The sequence below is a fragment of the Cupriavidus sp. 01T418 genome, from assembly GCF_056398885.1.
This window is the reverse complement of record NZ_JBFTQG010000051.1, coordinates 1-17729: the sequence shown is the minus strand read 5'-3', so window position 1 is coordinate 17729 and position 17729 is coordinate 1. Positions and strand designations below refer to the sequence as shown.

12 protein-coding genes are annotated in these 17729 nt (G+C 57.1%); 7 read left to right on the top strand and 5 right to left on the bottom strand.

Features of this window, described 5'->3' with window-relative positions:
• Positions 1 to 2610 precede the first annotated feature (2610 nt).
• The 6 genes from AC1DQ3_RS30905 (at position 2611) to AC1DQ3_RS30880 (ending at position 11505) form a co-directional block, all read left to right on the top strand.
• Positions 2611 to 3957 (top strand): RepB family plasmid replication initiator protein, encoded by a 1347-nt coding sequence (locus AC1DQ3_RS30905; protein ID WP_477123931.1) that lies wholly within the window; start codon positions 2611 to 2613, stop codon positions 3955 to 3957.
• Positions 3958 to 6232: 2275 nt separating this feature from the next.
• Positions 6233 to 6949: an AAA family ATPase gene (locus AC1DQ3_RS30900; protein WP_477123930.1), complete on the top strand. Its 717-nt coding sequence runs from the start codon at positions 6233 to 6235 to the stop codon at positions 6947 to 6949.
• A gap of 20 nt (positions 6950 to 6969) precedes the next feature.
• Positions 6970 to 8019 (top strand): ParB/RepB/Spo0J family partition protein, encoded by a 1050-nt coding sequence (locus AC1DQ3_RS30895; RefSeq protein ID WP_477123929.1) that lies wholly within the window; start codon positions 6970 to 6972, stop codon positions 8017 to 8019.
• A gap of 1033 nt (positions 8020 to 9052) precedes the next feature.
• Positions 9053 to 9511 carry a hypothetical protein gene (locus AC1DQ3_RS30890; RefSeq protein WP_477123928.1) on the top strand — a complete coding sequence of 153 codons (459 nt, stop codon included), beginning with the start codon at positions 9053 to 9055 and terminating at the stop codon, positions 9509 to 9511.
• Positions 9512 to 9568: 57 nt separating this feature from the next.
• Complete coding sequence (locus AC1DQ3_RS30885) at positions 9569 to 10453, top strand: hypothetical protein (RefSeq protein ID WP_477123927.1); 885 nt, start codon at positions 9569 to 9571, stop codon at positions 10451 to 10453.
• Positions 10348 to 11505, top strand: a complete 1158-nt coding sequence (locus AC1DQ3_RS30880) for an integrase (protein WP_477123926.1) — start codon at positions 10348 to 10350, stop codon at positions 11503 to 11505. The genes AC1DQ3_RS30885 and AC1DQ3_RS30880 overlap by 106 nt, the downstream gene beginning before the upstream one ends.
• A gap of 203 nt (positions 11506 to 11708) precedes the next feature.
• Here AC1DQ3_RS30880 and AC1DQ3_RS30875 read toward each other — a convergent pair whose 3' ends face one another.
• From AC1DQ3_RS30875 to phoU, 5 genes are all read right to left on the bottom strand, one after another.
• Positions 11709 to 11909, bottom strand: a complete 201-nt coding sequence (locus AC1DQ3_RS30875) for a hypothetical protein (protein ID WP_477123925.1) — start codon at positions 11907 to 11909, stop codon at positions 11709 to 11711.
• 58 nt (positions 11910 to 11967) lie between these two features.
• Complete coding sequence (locus tag AC1DQ3_RS30870; RefSeq protein WP_477123924.1) at positions 11968 to 12396, bottom strand: EAL domain-containing protein; 429 nt, start codon at positions 12394 to 12396, stop codon at positions 11968 to 11970.
• A 166-nt stretch (positions 12397 to 12562) separates the two neighbouring features.
• Positions 12563 to 13753: a methyl-accepting chemotaxis protein gene (locus tag AC1DQ3_RS30865; protein WP_477123923.1), complete on the bottom strand. Its 1191-nt coding sequence runs from the start codon at positions 13751 to 13753 to the stop codon at positions 12563 to 12565.
• 470 nt (positions 13754 to 14223) lie between these two features.
• Complete coding sequence (locus AC1DQ3_RS30860; RefSeq protein ID WP_477123950.1) at positions 14224 to 14928, bottom strand: winged helix-turn-helix domain-containing protein; 705 nt, start codon at positions 14926 to 14928, stop codon at positions 14224 to 14226.
• Positions 14929 to 14933: 5 nt separating this feature from the next.
• Positions 14934 to 15653 (bottom strand): phosphate signaling complex protein PhoU, encoded by a 720-nt coding sequence (phoU, locus tag AC1DQ3_RS30855; RefSeq protein WP_477123922.1) that lies wholly within the window; start codon positions 15651 to 15653, stop codon positions 14934 to 14936.
• A gap of 638 nt (positions 15654 to 16291) precedes the next feature.
• On the opposite strand from phoU, the gene AC1DQ3_RS30850 reads away from it, so the two are divergent.
• Entirely contained in the window at positions 16292 to 17362 is a 1071-nt protein-coding gene (locus AC1DQ3_RS30850) for a porin (protein WP_477123921.1), read from the top strand.
• Positions 17363 to 17729 lie beyond the last annotated feature (367 nt).

Genomic DNA, 17729 nt, shown 5'->3' with positions numbered 1-17729 from the left:
CCGGTGTTCACGCTGAAGACCAGCGGCACTCCAGTCACCGAGACGAGCCTAGGCAAGATCGAGCGGGCCGCATGGTCACCGCAGCAGGGGTGCGTAGGAGCTTAGTTCATTGGTTCATTGCTCACCGCCGGTCATTTCTACTCCCCAAGTGTCGGCTCAGCGTCTCCACCGCGGCGGAAGCGCTAGATGGCAGGAACTAGGACCGTAGCCAACGATTGAGGTGGGCGCTACGTCGGCCTCGAAGTTGTCTCGTTAACCTGTGGGCGGCCTGATGCACAAGGCCGACTGCATCCGCAGAAAACGGGCAAGGTGATACCGATTGGTGAGGTTAGCAGTGTCGAAGTTAGTACCGACTCCCATTTTGACGGCTACAAGAAGTCTAAGGCGTCATTGGTTGGTACAGATTCGCAAGCTTCCTGGAGGTTCGCGGGAGCTTTCGTAGCGCTATGGTGGTAGCCGTTGGTGAATTCCCGGCCTGTCCTGGCCGCGTCAATTCACATTTGTGAGTGACTGCTACAGCTATAACCCTTATATAGCCTCTAAATCGACTTGAAGCGTGACCGAAGGTGGTACCGTTTGGTGGATCAGATAATCGTCGCGTGCCTCCGGAGGACCAGCAACGCCCTCCTACCCGGGCAAAGTGGTAGTTGTTGGTGCATTGCGGTGCCGTGTTCGCAACAGATACTCCTTTTTATTCAGTAACTTACGATTGATATTTTAGATTCCACATGATCTTAATCGGCGGGCCAGTAGCTGTACCAATCGATTACACCTTTGCAGCTAGGCGGCACCAATGGATAGCACCTTAGCGCCGCCGTTGCTATAAGAGGCCACCAATCACTACCACTTTGGTCGGCTGAAGACTTGGGTTTTGGCACTGATGTCAAAATTTTTTCAAAAAAATCAATAAGTTACAGAGATTTCCCTATCTTCTCATCGACTTCTTCTCGCTCCTCTGCTGCCAGACCAATCATTTACACCATAGTGATCACGAGCCAGCGTTGGCACCAATGGATTCCACCTTTGTCCCGATCGTGTGAGCCGTGCCACAGCTCGACACCAACGGATACCACCTTGCTCCTACGCTTCGCTGTATTGCACCCAGGTTACCGGCGCACCAATAAATGACACTCGTTGTGAGGCTCCCCCGAACGTGCACACCAACGAGTACCACCTTGGCTTTGCCATAAGCCGAGAACGAGGGAACACCGCCAGACTGGGCGCGGAGGCATGTCACTTCGAGAAAGTCAGCGGGTTCTGCACGCATACCAATCACTATCACCTTGGCCGCTGGCACCAATCGATTATACGTTACAGCGTTACAGGGTGAACTCGATGGCGTCTTGTCGGCTGGCTGACACTGGCCTTGACAGCCGGAACAGCGATTGCCGCAGCCCATCCGGCACCAGCTTGCGCGGCGCGGCCCCCACAGGAGCCTTGTAGGATTCCAACTGGCGGGCCTTGCGGCAACGAATGCACCCTACTCCCGGATCAAGGCAGGTGAGGGTAAAGCACAAAGAGTAGGATCCACACCCGGATGCTGCTTGATCCTTGCGTCAAAGTGGTATTCATTGGTGTTAATGGCCTCATAAATACCACCAATAAGGCACTTATTGAAGTCTTTCGTGCTCGAGCGGAGCTAAGGTGGTATTCGTTGGTAAATATTCGGCCCTGAAGGGTGAAGGGCGGCGTTGAGAGAGATCAATCTAGCACTTTAAGTTCCTCGTGTAGCTACTTCTAGTCACTTTCTGCCAGACAAAGGTGTGCACGAGTCGGATCTGCACCAATGAGTTTCACCTTGAGGTCCGGTGCTTGCTCGCCAGATTGCGTACTGCGCCAATGCGTATCATCTGTCTGCCAACCACAGGAATCGCACCAATCGACTACACCTTAGAAATCGGTCAGCGCCCACAGAACGTTATGCCATAAGGGTTGGCGGGCTCGGGACTCAAGAGATGTCACAGGTAAGTTCCTGTAAGACATGCTCTGCGCCCACCAGGTAGGCATAGACAGAAAAACTTTGCCCTTGAGGCGAGCAATAGCGTGTCGAAGTTGCATTGCTACCTTTCTCTTGCTAGCAAGCTTTCTTGCTTGTAAACAAACAGCTATTACAGACCCTGTTTTCCCCTTTTAAATCAATTGGTTACGGTGATCAAGGTGTTAACGTTTGGTAAGGAGGTGATAGTAATTGGTCGTTAGGTGACATTGATTGGTACGTTAACGTGTAAAGCTTTGGTGCCCCTTGGTGTAATTGGTTGGTGCCAAGGCGTTAACAGTTGGTTCAAGGTGTAGTTCATTGGTCTGGCATGTGGATAAGTACCTGGAACCCGCGCTGCAGTTCGTTTTGCCGCCCATCAATGATTTCTATGGTGGTATTGGTTGGTACCGATGGTGTTATTGGTTGGTCGAGTATGGCGGCATTGCACTCCCTGGGCTAGGTAATGGTGAGAACACGCACGCAAGAACAGATTCGCACCAATGCATAACACCTTGGAATTTCGTCCTGTGGCGTAAACCAACCAATCGCTGACCAAGGTGGCATTGTTAACTTGACCAATTACACCTTAGCCACGATAGTAACGTGCATTGATGCTGAGGGACGAGGAAAGCATGGCAAACATCGTGAGGAAAACGACGCCGGAGCAGCTCGGCTTCGACATCTTCACAGCCGTGCGAGAGCAGCTCGGACCTGACAGCGCAATTACTGAATCGCCACGCGAAATCGGGTACCGAAAGACCAATGTCCTGATTGACGTTACTACGCTGAGCCTGTTGGCACGCCGAACGATCAACGCGCTTTGGCTCGAGGTGTCGGAGCGGCCGGACCAGACCCACTATGACCTTGATCTAGGCTACTTCAAGTGGCTGGCCAAGTACGAGAAGTCGAACAACATCACTCACCTCAAGAAGGTGCTGCGTGAGTGCCAACAGTCGTCGGTGCAGGTGACCGTTGAAGGCACCAAAGGCGGCGATCCTCAGTGGGCCTCCATACCCTTGCTCGGGCCGGTCGCGATCGCCGGTGGCAGGATCACGTTCAAAGTCGACGAGATGATCCACCGACAACTAAAGGATCCTCAGCGTTACACGTATCTATCGTTGCGGATGTCGGCGGCGCTCTTTAGCTATGCCTACATTCTCTATGAACGCTTGAGCTCCCTGCGATTCATGGGAACCACCGAGTGGATCCCTCTGGACGAGATACGACGCTGGGTGAATGCGGATTCGGTCAAGTCGCTCACCGAATATAAAGAGTTCAAGCGCCAGGTTCTCGACAAGGGTATCAAGCAGGTCAACGAGTTGACCGATCTGCACGTCGAATTTGAAACGAAGAACGCGCAAGGCTCCCGCCGTGTTGCCGCGCTTCGGTTCAAGCTGCGAGATAACGCCTCCGGCAAGCTGGTGCTCGACTTCAATTCGCCTCACGAACTGAAGGACCTCTATGAGACTCTGGTCAAAGGTTTTGGTCTCAGCAAGAAGCAACTGGACGAGTTGGTGGAGAACCGGGACGAATATACCGACGAGCGCATTAAGGCTGCAATCGAGTTGACGCGCTTCCGAGTGAAGAGTGGCAAGGTGAAGGCGCCAGCGATGTACCTGATGAAAGCTATCCGCGACAATTTGCGCCTGAGCGATATCGAGTTGCAGATGGCGAATGCGGGCGCACCTAAGCTGACGGTGGCTGAGCCTATCGCTGAGACCACCGAAGCCCAACGGAAGCTGACAAGGACCGCCGAGAGCGAAGCTGAGGCTGGCATCGCAGCTTACCTTGACCTGGGCGAAGATGCACGTGCCCGGGTACGCAAAGCACTGCAGAAGGAAGCTACCTTCAAGATCGCCGCGAAGCGCGTGAAGGCCAAAGCTGTGCCTGACGAATTGGAGATCCTTGGGCACTCTGCCCTACGCCTGGAGCTTGGTTCTTTCATGGGCCGTGCATCCACCGCCGAACTAGTCAGCTAAGGCCGATGCACCAATCAATTACACCTTAGCCGTTCCGGCCCACACCCTAGGCAAGTCCGGCTTGGCTTGAGTTTCCTTTGAGTCTTTGAGTGGCCTTCACGTTGACGCAACGGGAGCATGAGCAGCGTCGGCACGTATCGGGAATCTCTCAGTCCGAGTAGGACTTCTGTGCGACCGGCATAGGCCCCGGAAATGCAATCTGTACGCTGGGCGACATTGACGCGGTGAAATTCGCAACGCGTACCCGTTTCTGCGTGAATCTCTTTTCCGGCCGTCGGCCCCGAAAGGATCCCGGAGTTGTTCTCCTGTCAGGAGACAGGGACTGCGGCAAGCCCCGACCTCCAGGGCGCTGGCGGCGTAGCTCTCCATGGCGGAGGCTCTACTGCTGTTACGATCAGTCCTCTGCGACGATCGTAGGGATCCCTTCGGACCCCGGTTCGGAGCGTCCCGTCGCTACCCTTGGGTCTGAGGCGCATCGCCTTCTTCGTCACCTTGGCCGAGAACTCTCCCGACAGAACCGGTGTGAGCGTTCTGCCCCATGCGCAGGTCAGGATCCCGCCGTTGAGTCCCGCTTTGGCGCAGGCCCGCTTCTTTTGCTTCTTGACCCACTGTCTGACTCGTCCTGCTGGGCTTTGCTGAGTTGTGCCGGACGCTTGTTGCATGGCGCCAAGGCGCTTCGGCTGAAGGATGCGCGGTGTAGCCGCTCCGCGATCGACTGTGGGTTGCGGGACGAGGTGGCCGCACTTATGGCGGCGCGGGCAATTGCCTCTGGCACCAGCCTCTCGGATGTTCACCGCATGCTCGCGGTGAACAGAACAGCGTCTCGGGGGGGGGCCCTCCTCGACGCGCACCCGCGTAGAACGGGGGTGGTGGTGAGACCGAAACTGCGGCTCGGCCACGTGCCAAGTCCAAGTCTGTGACCCGCGAACCCCCTAACCAACAGCGTCGAAAGACGTTTTGCGGCAGGCGAGTTCATTGTAAGATTTCGAACCTCCGATTGTTTATTTTAATCACGCTGCAGAACCGTAGCGCGCAACGCGCTTTCATGTGTGAAAGTGGTCTCACATCCTTCCGATACGGTATATTTGATTTAAAAAGTTAGTAAAAACATCGGCTGGTAGAAGGTAGCCAGTGCCGCTGCAAGAAGACTGCCTTCCATGTAGTCCGCGAATCCCTTCCCGAGTGTATTAAAAAATTTTAATCTAGCGACGGGCTCCACGGTAGGGCATCTATTGGTATTCTCGCCCCGTTCATGCATGCAAGTCTTGCTGTGACTGCGGCATTGCGATGCCACGTACAGGCGTCGTTGTTACTATGACCCGCATCAATTCATGGGATGTCAAAAAAACAAGCAGGGACCCACTTTCAAGCGTGAAAGTCCGTTCCGGGGATGGCCGAAGACGTCCAGCTATTTCAAAAAGAGAATTTTTTAGACATGACCCGTCGAGGCCGCAGGTTTCATGTTTGAAAGTCCCGTCCTGTGAGGAATTTGTTCTTTGGTGGACTAGCGTTAAGCAAGGGCGAACACTTCCACGTCGTTCCAGGGCAGACGTGGAATATTTTCGCGTATGAAACTGGATCGAAATCCGCATTAGAAGCTAGCGTTCCATAGAGAATGGTGAGAGGACTGCGGTCGCTTCCCGCACTCAAAACAAGCTTTCACGCTTGAAAGTCGGATTCGAGATCCCCGCGGAAGGAATATGGGGCGACGGTGCAGTTTTACGCCGAGCGGGGGTGCGGGCTTCCCCGATCCCACTTTCATGTATGAAAGCAAGGGCGCTTGCCGCAGTTCAGGCCTAATTAGGGGAGATTTCGCGCTCGAGGATTGTGCGCAACGCTTACCGCCTTGTAGGCAGGGAATGCCTCGAGAGTCAAATCGGAACCAATGTCCTGTGGCGGCGATGAGAGGCGGCGGTCTCCTGTTCGCGGTCAGAGTGGGAGCTTTCACGCCTGAAAGTTGGCTTCGCCATCCGTGCAGAGGGAGTACTGTCGCCTTACAAATCTTCGTTGCGTGCGGGAGATCAGGCTCCCTACTTTCATGCTTGAAAGATGAGGACCGAACTTCCGACCCACTTTCATGCATGAAAGCACGAGGCGGGACCGACCGCTGCGAGCTTAGGAAAATCATACGCGCCCGCTCTCTGTTGTCGGTATGCAACGCATCCTTCATAAATTTCTGGCTTTTATGCGTGAAAATGCCTATCACAGTTCGAGGCAAGATAAAGTTCTGCTTGCATGTTATTTTTAATTTGCGTTACATTTTTTGGGGGAGTGTATGCCGGCAAAGATCGTGACCGTTTTCAACCAGAAGGGGGGCTGCGGCAAGACCATGGTGTCGATGCAGCTTGCAGCGAGTTTCGCCCTGCGCGGCCACCGGACGATGCTGGTCGACATGGATAAGCAAGGAACCAGTACGATTTGGGCGGGGCAGGCATCTGCGGACAAGCCGTTTCCGGCGACGGTCATTAGCCTTGCGCCGTTGCGCGAAAAATTGATCGGCGAAATTGCGAAGCACGCTGAGAACCACGAAATCATCCTGATCGACTGCCCTCCGGCTATCGAATCCTCAATCCCGTGGGCTGCGTTGAACATCTCCGATCTCGCGCTGATTCCAGTGATTCCACTGATGGACAACGTATGGGCGAGCCGGGAAGCTAAGGAACTCGCTAGGCGCGCTCTGGAAGAAAATCCGCATCTGCAGACCTTCTGCGTGTCGTCGATGGCCAGGCGTGGGAATGTCTTCAAGGCTTGCACGGAAATTTTGCAGGAGGATCAAGGTATTCCCCTACTCGAGGCCGGACTCCAGCAACGAAATGCCTATGGAGAGTCCCAGATGTTTGGCCTGTCAGTGCATGGACTGTCTGGATCTTCCGCTGCAGCCAAGGAAGTTGAGGAACTCGCGAAGGTTGTATTGGGTAAGCTCGGTATTGAGTCGACGCGCAAGTCGGTGAAAGGCAAAAGCAGCGTGAACAAGCAACGGGAGGTCGCATAATGGGGAAGAGCAGGCTCGAAATGATGCGTGAACAGGCTAACAAGGCGGTCGCAGCCGCACCGCCGGCAGACCGTTTCGCGCGTGCCCAGGCTCTTGTTGAACGCCAACCGAACGGATTTGCCGAAAAGCAACCCGAGACGCCTGTCGTCATCCTCCCTAATTCGGCCGAGGTATTGAAGCCAAACTTTAAACATGACGGAGCCGGGGAAGTCAGAGCGAAAACAAGCGCAACTGTGACCAAAGCGGTGGAAGGGCAAAGTGGTCCGTATTATGAGGAAACGGACCTTGGTTTGATTGATGATAATCCATTCAATGCCCGTCGACTCTACCGCCCTGAACGGGTCCACGAACTAGCTGAGAGCATTCGGGCGGACGGTCAATTGGTCCCAGGGATCGCAACGATTCGGGACGGACGCCGTGTTCTCGCCGGTGGGCACTACCGTTTCAAGGCGCTGAAGGTGGCCGGCATTCAGAGCATGCGCTTGCTGATACACCCTAACTTGAGTGATCAGCAGCTCTATCAGCTCTCCTACAAGGAGAATGCAGAGCGGGAAGCCCAGTCTCCGCTGGATAACGCGTTGGCGTGGAGGTCGTTGATTGACCAAGGCGTCTACCCAAACGAATCGGCGATCGCTGAAGTAACTGGGATGTCACTGCCGAATATCAACAAGACCCTAGCCATTCTCAAGCTTTCGGAGCTTGTCCTCGAGATAGTGCGGGATAAGCCGGAGGCGTTTGCCCTTTCCACGCTGTATCAACTCACGCTTCTGGAGAAGGTCGCGGGCAGCACCGTAGCCGGTGCAATGGCGACCCGAATTGGTGACGAACAGGCCTATTGCCGGGACGTAGAAGAAGCCCGCGCCCGTTATGAATCCAAGCCTGCCCGTAAGCAGAAGGAGACGTCCCGCCAGCACCGCCTCATTGACTCCGATGGCAAGCCGCTTGGGGTGTTGAAAGATTGGGATTCAGGGAAGGTGTCATTCGAAATCACGCTGCTCGATCCGGCTCAACGGCGTGCACTTGTCGACGAATTGAAGGAGCGATTCGCGCCCGCCCGGGGATCGAAGTAGGCTTCAACTCGCCGCCTCGGCAAAGGCGCGTTCGTCCGCGCCGAGGATGGCTGAAAATTATTAGCTAGATCGTATCTGAGAGTTATCGGACGTATTCGCACTTTCATACATGAAAGTGACTCATAAATCTCCTGTCGGGCGCGTGAGTCGGGCGCGAACAATCCGAAAAGTTTTGCTCAGGCAAGATGGTCCGCCGCAAGCAAATTCCCCGTGCCCCAAATGAGCTGATCGAGCCCCCTTAGTAGAATAGCCGGCGGTTTCTCCGGCGAATTGCTTGCGTTACCTCGGCCCGTGGCGGGGTAGGGGGTATCTGATTGGGACAAGCATTGAACCGTGAAGATCGAGTGCGACCACGCTCGCGACGTTTGCCAAACGCGCTGCAAGGTATTCCTGAATGCGCACCTCGACTCGCATAGCGTCCTAGCGGACAGCTAGCGGCCTTGTTACGAGGGGCTGCGCGAATACTGGCGCCATCCAGAAAACCGGGAGGCATGTCTTGACGGACGGTCCGGAGCCGCCGCCAGCGGCGGCCACTCGGTCCACCACCCGGGCAGCTCTACGCGGCGTACTTTGGGACCAGTCAATCCAGAGGCAGAGGGCACGGGTCGGCGAAGAGCCTGGCTAGCCTTCCGGGTTCAGATGGTCGTCTGGAGTCACCAAATCTCCTTTCAGTCGGGCCGTCAGGTAGCTCTCAGATCTGCGAAATACCATCGACACGGAACGGCGCCAAGTGATTGATTTCTAACATAAATCGCCAGTTGGAAATCCGAGCCATGCGAAGTTGTGTACTTAAATGAAATGCCGATAATTAATGGTAAGGGTCCTTTGTCTATTTCACGGCGGCTCCGGGCCATGGTCGGCGCTCACACACCTGATCGCGCCTTGTTGCCCTTGCCGGTCACCTCCAGCCACCAGCGCTCCATGCCGTCACGGTCGCGCCGGCCATGGATGGCGGCGACGCATAGAGGTGTTCAGTCCAAAGCTTAGGCGTCGGCTGAGCCTCGGTAGTTACGAGGCTTACCGAACCTGGCTGATGGTTGAAGCCAATCCCGCGATCGAAACGTTCACCGAGCGCCCGGTCCGGGTCGCCGATGCGGGCAGCGCAGTGGTTGATTTCTGGGTCCAATTGCGAGAGGCGCCAGCCGGGGAGTTCTGGCTGATTGAGCGCCGTCGCGCTGAAGATGGCAACCGGCCGGGCCCTGATGAACTCACGGCTGAGACAAGTACCTTGCATGGTCTGCCAGTACGCGTCATTCGCCAAACCGAATTGCAGGCCTGGACTGTGCCGATCGCCAACTGGGCGCGCATTGTCCCCTACCTTGTCAGCTACCGACGATTCCACGCCCCCATACTGGGAGCAGGCAATCGTGGTTTATCTGAGCAGACCGAGGACATTGGATGCGGTGCTCGATCGCTTTTCCGATCAAGATCCGGGCGGCGTGGAGGCATCGCTCTTTGCCTTGCTGGCATCGGGCCGCGTCGTTGGTCCTGACCTGCGGTAGCGTCACTGAGCGGAGCCACGCGCTTTCGGCGGGCATAGGGAGTGCAAATGACTGGGCCAACTCGCCGAATCGATCCGAATGCAATTCGTCTGTCGGATTGGCCGCAAATAGACGATAGCCTCCTTGCTAACGACGCGCGGACCACGTTTGTACAGCGTCGCGACGCGATCGAAGCTTATGCCAGCGGTAGCTCTCTGTTGGACATTCACAGGACGTGGGGCGTCCACCGTTCCACGTTGCAACGTTTAGTCCGCCGCGCAGTGAGTGCGCACCCCGATGGCCGTCTGTGGGGATTCCGAGCCTTGGTGCCGCAGGTCCGGGTGCAGCCGTATGAAAGAAACAAAGTGCCCCATGTGCTGGTCCACGGCAAGGCGGGCAACGCTGGGTCCTTTGGACAGCTGCTGCAGCATCACTGCAATCTGGCCGAGCAGTTACGCAGAGAGATCGAAACGGGAAAGGTCGTCTTGCAACCCGGCGAGCGAGGCCGCCTTGTCGGCGTCAAGGCAGTGGTGCAACGCTTCCAGCAGGCTTGTCGTGAACTGGGTTTAGGCGCCGGCGATTATCCGCTGAACCAGAAGGACAAGGCCGTCCGATCCCTGGCCCGCACGCTCAGGGGGTGGATCCAGGAAGATTTTGACCTTGCCGCGCGCGCTGCCGGCCGACGGATCAAGCTCGCGTCGGCGCTGCGGCAGCTGCCAGAGCGGGGCTCCGCCGATGCGTTCGACACCGTCGAGTTTGACGCCCACAAAATGGACGTGCGCCTGAAGGTGGTCGACACGACCCCCTTGGGGGTGAACAAAGCTATGAAATCGAGCGTGTCTGGTTGTTGGCCATCATCGACGTGGCCACCCGCTGTGTCCTCGGCTACAACTTGTCGTTGCAGCGTGAATGTAGTCGCTTTGACGCTATCGAGACGTTCAAACGCGCGGTGACGCCGGCGAAGACGCCGGAACTCATGCTGCCGGGCTTACGCCTGCTGCCTAGCGGCGGGTTCGTCTCGCAGGCCCTGGAACAGACCCGCTACGCCTGCTGGCGACAGATCCGGCTAGACAATGCGCGCGCCCATTTGGCTGCAACCAGCCTTGATGTCGTGTGCGAGGCGTTGGGCTGTGCGGCGGACTTTGGTCCGGCTTACCAACCCGACGACCGGCCCTTCATCGAGCGATTTTTTGGCACGGTCTCCGCCACGCTCTCGCGGCGGCTCCCAGGAGCAGTAAAGGGGAGGGATGCGGCACAGCATATTTTGAAACGGCTGCGCGATCCGGCCGATACTTTCAGGTTGCTCGCTACGACTCAGGAACTGGAGGAACTGCTGCATCTGACGGTGTGGAACTACCACGGCACGCCCCATGCTGGCCTGGGTGGTCTTACTCCCCTGGAGATGATGCGCCGGCACGTGCTCGGCATCGGTCGGCAGCCGATCCGTTTGCGCCTGATTCCGAAGCCTCTGCGCGAGCACCCCGAACTGCTGCACGACCCCGTGCTGTGCCGCGTCCACGGCAATCTCGGCCGCGGTGAGCGCCCGTACATCACGTTCTACCACGTACGCTATACCAGCGAGCGACTCGCCCGGAGCAGCGGCCTCATTGGGCAGCGCTTGCGCATTCACTACGACCCGTCAGACTTGCGACGCCTCGGGGCCTGCATTGAAGACGGACAAATGCTGGACGAGCTGTTAGCTAGCGGCAAGTGGCGCTACGAGCCGCATTCATTGCGGCTGCGCCAGCAGATCTTCAAGGCCAAGCGCGCGCGCCAGCTCGATTTCGGTCCGGGCGACAACCCGATCGAGGCTTTCCTCGCACTCAGACGCAAGCAGGCCGGCAAGCGGCGCCGCTCGGCCAGCGATATCGCGCAGGTGCAACGCGAACGCGAGGCGGTAAGGCCGGCGGCCACTACCGCCGCAGACCCCGTGACGCCGCCACAATTGACTACGGGTCCAGTCAAGGGTCGGCCGCTGCGCATTGCGCGGGGTTACGCACGCTAATCGCTGGCGCAGGTGCGCCGCCGGGCGCCGGCCGGGCCCATCCATGCCGGCTATGGAGGGCGGCGCAGATTCGATGCCCGCTCGCAAGGCACTCGTCGCCAATAGCGTATGAGCGCGTCGCGGTCATTTACTGCCACCCGCTCTGGCGCAGGCGCACCCCTGTACCGGGACGGGCGCCACTATGAGTATTGGCAGTACCATCGCTACACCTGCAACCGCACTGTCTGCTGCGCCGCCACGTAGCCGGACTCCCGGACGGCTCGCTCCCAGTGCGCTGGCTCGAGTACCAACCCGGTTGAGTCCCACTGCGGCCCATTCAGCAACATCGACTCGACGGCACGGGTGAAGTAGTCCATCGGGATCTCCGCGGTCCCCGCCAGTTGCGCGGCCGCGTGCGCGTTCACGAACCCATTCCATAGCGCTGCCGCCGACTGCTCGAGCCGCAGTCCGGCTGCATACGCATCAGGATAGAAGAATGCCGTGAAGGTCGTTCAAGGCAAACTGGGCTCCCGCCTCCCGCATGACTCGAAGGGAGATTTCCAGGGAATCCAGGGGTTCTGGAGATATTTGCTCGGTCAGTTCGATGACTATACGCCCAGGGGAGAATTGAACGCCCTCCAAAAAGTTTCGCACATCATCTTCGCAGCTAACTATCTCCCTGATAGCCATCGCACTAAAATTCAGAAACAGCTTTCCCGGAAGCTGCGCCTGTGTAAAGGCACGGATACCGACCCGCGAGGCAAACCGCTCCAAGCGGACAGTACAGCCCTCCCGTTGAGCCCGCTCAAAGAGCGCCTGAGGATTTTCCAGAGTCGACCCAGCCGGCCCCCGAATTAATGCCTCATATCCCAGAATCTCTCCCGAGGCGAGGAGCCCGATCGGCTGGAACATAGCAAATTCTGTTCTATGCGCTCTGCAATTGTCATTGTCATGTCGCGTACTTTGTACGAGTACGATTATTCATCCCGGGTAACTGCGCTCTAGGTACACTCACAACAACGCGGCTAGCGGTCGGGTTAATCTGAACCAGCGGAGTCGGCCACGCTCGGGTAAGACCTTAGACATCAAGCTTGAAATTTTCCGCATCAGAAGCAAGGCCTTCAGCCTGTTTCTCGAGCATGCTTGCAGCGGCCGCGACTTGCTCGACCAAGGCGGAATTCTGCTGTGTCGATTCCTCCATCGCGTGCCCAGCTGTGCTGAGCTTCTCAAGCTTGTCAGCCTGACTCTGGCTCGTCGCGTGCATCGCAGCAGCAAACGCCACGGTTCGCTCAACCGATTGCCGGACACCAGCCATCGAAATGGTCGCATCGCGAGCTAGAGTCGCGCCGGCGTTCACGTCCGCCACCGTTTTTGAGATGACTCCACCAATCTCCTTTGCAGCGGCGGCGCAGCGTTGCGCCAACGTTCGCACTTCTGCCGCAACGACTGCAAAGCCCCGCCCTTGGCTACCTGCCCTGGCAGCCTCAACGGAAGCATTCAACGCCAGTATGTTGGTCTGAAAAGCAATGGTCTCGATAAGCTGCACAATCTCTGCAACCGCGCGGGAATGGCCGTGCAGGTCGGTCATCTTTCCGGCGAGGCGCTCTGTGACCTTGCTTCCATCTGTCGTCGCTTCCAGCATTGCGGCTGCGATTGTGCTGGACTCCTCGGCTTCATCCTGGGCACGGTTCACGTCTTCAAGCAGCTCTCGCATTGATGCCACTGCCCGCTCGAGCAACACAGCCTGTTTCTCAGTGCGCAACGACAGGTCTTGGTTGCCGGACGATATCTCTTTCGTCGCGACCGAGACCGAGGCGGCGGCGTCCTTGATGCCGGACAGAATGCTCTTGAGATCCGACTGCATCTTGGCCAGATTTGCCAGCATGCTGGAGGTATCCCCCTTTCGTACTGCGATGGGCAGGCTGAGGTCACCGACAGCGATACGGTCGACAATGCGTGTCGCGTCCGCCGGTTCACCACCGAGCTCCGTCCTCACATGGCGAGCAATGGCATAGGCCATCGCGACGGAAGCAAGCAGGCGCCCGGCGAGCAGTCCCCCCATGATGAGTTGAGCTGCGCTTTGCGATGCCGAAGCAGAGGCCATCGTAGCCTTCGCCTGTGCCAACTGTTGGTCTTTGAGCTTCCGGACCGTTTCCGTGAGGCGTTGCAACTGCTCGACGAGGAAATGGCCATCTACGGATACCGTCGCCTCGAATTGGATGGCATCGAGCGGCTGCCGCAGCATCAGCTCGATATAGGCGATGGCCATCTCCTTCGCTTTCTTGTATTTGCTGCGCGTGTCTGCAACAACGCTGTTTGTGGCGAGGCGGAGTCGGCTAGCAGGGCATCGAGTGTCCTCATCCCGTTTAACATCTCCTTCTTTGCGACCTCGCGCTCCTCGCCGCTCGTGGCGGCCGTCAATGAAAGTTGAGCACGGGCTGTCTCGGCAATGGCTGATTGCGCTTGCTCCGCAACTAAGGCGCCAGCCAGGTCGTTATCGTATAGACGGTCAGTGGTATGCCTGACGAATACCAAACTTCCTATCCCGGTCACGCCGACGGCTGCGCCGAATACATAGACAAAAGCGAGGGCGAGGCATAGCCGAGCGATGAGCGAGAGCGAGCGGAAGCGCCGCAACGGAGGGAGTTGGGTGGGTAGAGACATGCTTGGACCTAATAATGGGAAGCTTTATTGTTTTTCCAGCCCTTAGCTTTTGCCTGGGTGCTTACAGTTAAGATGTCAGGAGCTGGCCGTCAGCCGATAACCAGCGCCTCTGACCGTCTGAATGATTTCTGGCAGATTTGCCCGGGTCAGGCAAGCTCGCAAGTGCTTGATGTACACATCGACCACCCGTTCGCCCACGGAGACGTGGTCACCCCACACTTTGTCAAGAATTTGAGCGCGGCTATGGATGCGCTCGGGGTGAGCCATCAGATAGTGCAGTAATCTGAATTCGGTCGGGGCGAGTTCCAACTGACTTTCTATGTTGCTGATTGTCACCGTGACGCTGCGATATACAGGGTCAAGCGAAATCGGGCCGACGACGGCGAGGTCGTCTGTGAGTTCCGGAGCGCGACGGCGTAGTATGGACCTAATTCGTGCGACCAGCTCTCTGGGTGAAAATGGCTTGATAATGTAGTCATCTGCTCCTGCATCCAAGGCGGCGATAACATCCGTTTCATCATCGCGAGAACTGAGCATGATGATGGGAACGTGCCTTGTGCGATAGTTTTCGCGTAGCTCTTTAGCGAACGACAGACTCGATTGGCCACGAGACAGCCAGTCGAGAAGAATTATCTCCGGGCGTAATTCGCAAATTATCCGGTTCGCTGCGAGAACACTGTGTGCGCTTAGTGGCGTAAACCCGGCTTGTTTAAGGCTACCGATGACACTCTCACGGATTGCCGTATCGTCATCAACGACTAGGGCAATTTTTTTTGCCATCCTCTTCATGAAAGTTGAAATTCCTTGTCGATGGTGGGCACATTGACCGCTTTTTGGATGCGGCGAACGTCAATGCCGTTCGCGATATAGATGGTTAGTTCCGCAATGTTTTTGGTGTGGTCTCCCGCTTTTTCAATTGCCTTACCAATAAAAAGGTAGTCAAGCGAGATGGAGGTCAATGTCGGATTCGCTACCATCCAGCCCTTAATGGCGCCGACGAAGCCACGATATTCCTTGTCGATGGCACCGTCATCGCGGACGACTTCGGCGGCTGCGACGGCGTCGAGCCTCGCGAAGTTATCTAGCGCCTGACCAAGTAGCCGTAGCGCTAGTGCAGCGGCCCGACGAATTTCCGGAAATTCCATGCCGGGTCTCAACGCACTACGGATGATGCAGCGCGTCAATTTGGCAATCTTGTTTGCTTCATCGCCAACGCGCTCCAGGTTTGAGACGGCTTTCGGGATGGACATGAGAAAACGCAGGTCTCGTGCAGCCGGTTGCCAGCGCGCAATGACATGGCTGCAGTGCGCGTCAATAGCGATTTCCATTATGTTGACTTGCGATTCTATGGCAATTACCTGTTCCGCATGGGTGACGGTGAGCATGTCCACCGCGCGAATGGCTGTTTGCAACTGAGCTTCGACCAGCCCACCCATCGCCAGGACCTCACTCAATAAGCTGGTAAGGTCGCCGTCATAGTGGCTTGAAAGGTGTTTTTCTGGCACGCGGGGTTCCTACAGGTTTCACGATGATTGACCGTCGCCAAAAATATGGATTCCACCGCCTGCCAATTGCTTACGAGTGCGGTGTCACGGCGGTTGAACATCGGGAATTCCAGGCAACTACAACGCCTGTGTTTGGGGGAAATACGAATTCTCGGTGAGCCATAAGGGACAAGTAAGACGGCACACGGAAGGCTACGTTCCAATATTTGCGAAATCATGAATTCGTCATGTGACAAAGCGATGTCATCTCATGTGATGCTTCTGGCCTTTTCGCGGGTGCGGGGTCGGCGATATGAAGCACGATATGGTGTTCGTTCTCTTCTCGCGGCCAGATGGTCCCGCCAGGAGCTAGTGCTTCTTATTGCGACCAGACTGCAGCGAAGCAATGCCGCTCGCGTGCCCTTGCAACCGGTACACGCGGTCCGTGCAACGCTTCTTCTCGTCATCTGCGCGAACAGTCTTTTCAGTTTCCGGAACAATACCTGTTGTTATTTGCGAACTGTTTACTTCGTACTGTCACATAAGTGTCTTACGATACGTCACTCGCATGGAGTCGGCCTTGCTTGTCTCGTTTCTCGCCAAGGCAGGCTTCCCCGGTAGCGTGAACTTACCGGCTCAAACAGAAACCAAAATTCATAATGAAAAAACCTCTCTTCGTATTGGCAGTAGCTGCTGCTTGCGCCGTGTCCGGCGCTGCTTCCGCGCAATCGTCCAGCGTGACGCTCTATGGTATCGCTGACGCCGGTGTCAGCTTCCAAAGCCATGTGCAAGGCCCCAACGGCGGTGGCTCGGTCACGGGCGTGACGTCAGGCGGTCTCTCCGGATCGCGCTGGGGCATCCGCGGCGTGGAAGATCTCGGCAGCAACCTGAAGGGCATCTTCGTGCTGGAAAGCGGCTTCGACATCGACACCGGCAAGTCCGGCCAGGGCAACCGCCTGTTCGGCCGCCAGGCTTATGTCGGCCTGCAGAACGACCTTGGCGCCATTACGCTTGGCCGCCAGCAAAACGCCCTGTACGACCTGTTCGGCGCCTATGACCCGATGGCGGTGGGCAGCAGCTACTCGCTCAACTCGGTCGACACCCAAGGCTTCAATGGACGCGCTGACAACGCCGTCAAGTACACCGGCAAGTTCGGTGGCCTGACCGCCACTGGCTTCTACAGCTTCGGCCGTGACAGCAACGTCACCAACGGTGGCGAGGTGCCGGGTAGCTTCCGGGTCGGCAAGAACTTCGGTGGCGGCCTGGCATACGCCAACGGTCCGGTTTCGGTGGGTGTCGCCTATGACCAGTACCAGGGCAGCACCATCGCCACGTCAGGCGCTGCGGCCAAGCGCGCCGCAATCGGTGGCGCGTATGCGTTCGGCGATGCCAAGGTGTTCGCCGGCTACCGCTGGATGCGCGACGAGCTCACCAGTGCGACCGCAGTCCGCCAAGACAACCTTTACTGGCTGGGCGCGCTGTACAAGTTCACCCCTGCCTTCAGTCTGACCGGCGCGGCTTACTATACTGACGCCCGCAAGGACAGCAACGATTCATGGATGTTCGTGCTGAATGCCGACTACGCCCTGTCCAAGCGTACCGATGCCTACGTGCTGCTCGGTTATGTCAACAACAAGGGGCAGGCCACCTACGGCGTGACCAATGCTATGAACACGATTGCAGGCCAGAACCAGACCGGCGCCATGGTTGGCGTGCGTCACCGCTTCTAATACCCCTCACGATTATGGCCAGCGCGCTCTCGGGGCGCGCTGGAGACAAGTCATATCGACCTTGCCTTGTTCACTAGGTGCAAGGACGCTTGGCCGGCAGAGATGCCGGCCTTTTTTCTCACTATTGCTTGGCCAAGAACGCTGGCTCACTTGATTAGCCGGTTGGCCTCGATGCCTTTTGTCTGTGTTCCTCAAACGACTTGCCTAGTACTACTGTGTTAAAAAATAAGGCATTATTTGCTTATCTTCAAGTGAGTTACGAGGAAAGCGATGGAAGCCTCTACGAAACGGTTCGAGGAGTACGTGTCTCTAATGGCCCAGTCGCTTGGGCATGCTGATCGCGTGGAGCCGTATCGCGTGGAGCCGT

What these genes read in the sequence shown, in the direction of transcription:
- AC1DQ3_RS30865 (WP_477123923.1), bottom strand. Translation starts at nt 13,753, where the DNA reads ATGGCCATCGCCTATATCGAGCTGATGCTGCGGCAGCCGCTCGATGCC.
- AC1DQ3_RS30900 (WP_477123930.1), top strand. Translation starts at nt 6,233, where the DNA reads ATGCCGGCAAAGATCGTGACCGTTTTCAACCAGAAGGGGGGCTGCGGC.
- AC1DQ3_RS30850 (WP_477123921.1), top strand. Translation starts at nt 16,292, where the DNA reads ATGAAAAAACCTCTCTTCGTATTGGCAGTAGCTGCTGCTTGCGCCGTG.
- AC1DQ3_RS30895 (WP_477123929.1), top strand. Translation starts at nt 6,970, where the DNA reads ATGATGCGTGAACAGGCTAACAAGGCGGTCGCAGCCGCACCGCCGGCA.
- AC1DQ3_RS30905 (WP_477123931.1), top strand. Translation starts at nt 2,611, where the DNA reads ATGGCAAACATCGTGAGGAAAACGACGCCGGAGCAGCTCGGCTTCGAC.
- AC1DQ3_RS30890 (WP_477123928.1), top strand. Translation starts at nt 9,053, where the DNA reads ATGGTTGAAGCCAATCCCGCGATCGAAACGTTCACCGAGCGCCCGGTC.
- AC1DQ3_RS30860 (WP_477123950.1), bottom strand. Translation starts at nt 14,928, where the DNA reads ATGGCAAAAAAAATTGCCCTAGTCGTTGATGACGATACGGCAATCCGT.
- AC1DQ3_RS30885 (WP_477123927.1), top strand. Translation starts at nt 9,569, where the DNA reads ATGACTGGGCCAACTCGCCGAATCGATCCGAATGCAATTCGTCTGTCG.
- AC1DQ3_RS30870 (WP_477123924.1), bottom strand. Translation starts at nt 12,396, where the DNA reads ATGTTCCAGCCGATCGGGCTCCTCGCCTCGGGAGAGATTCTGGGATAT.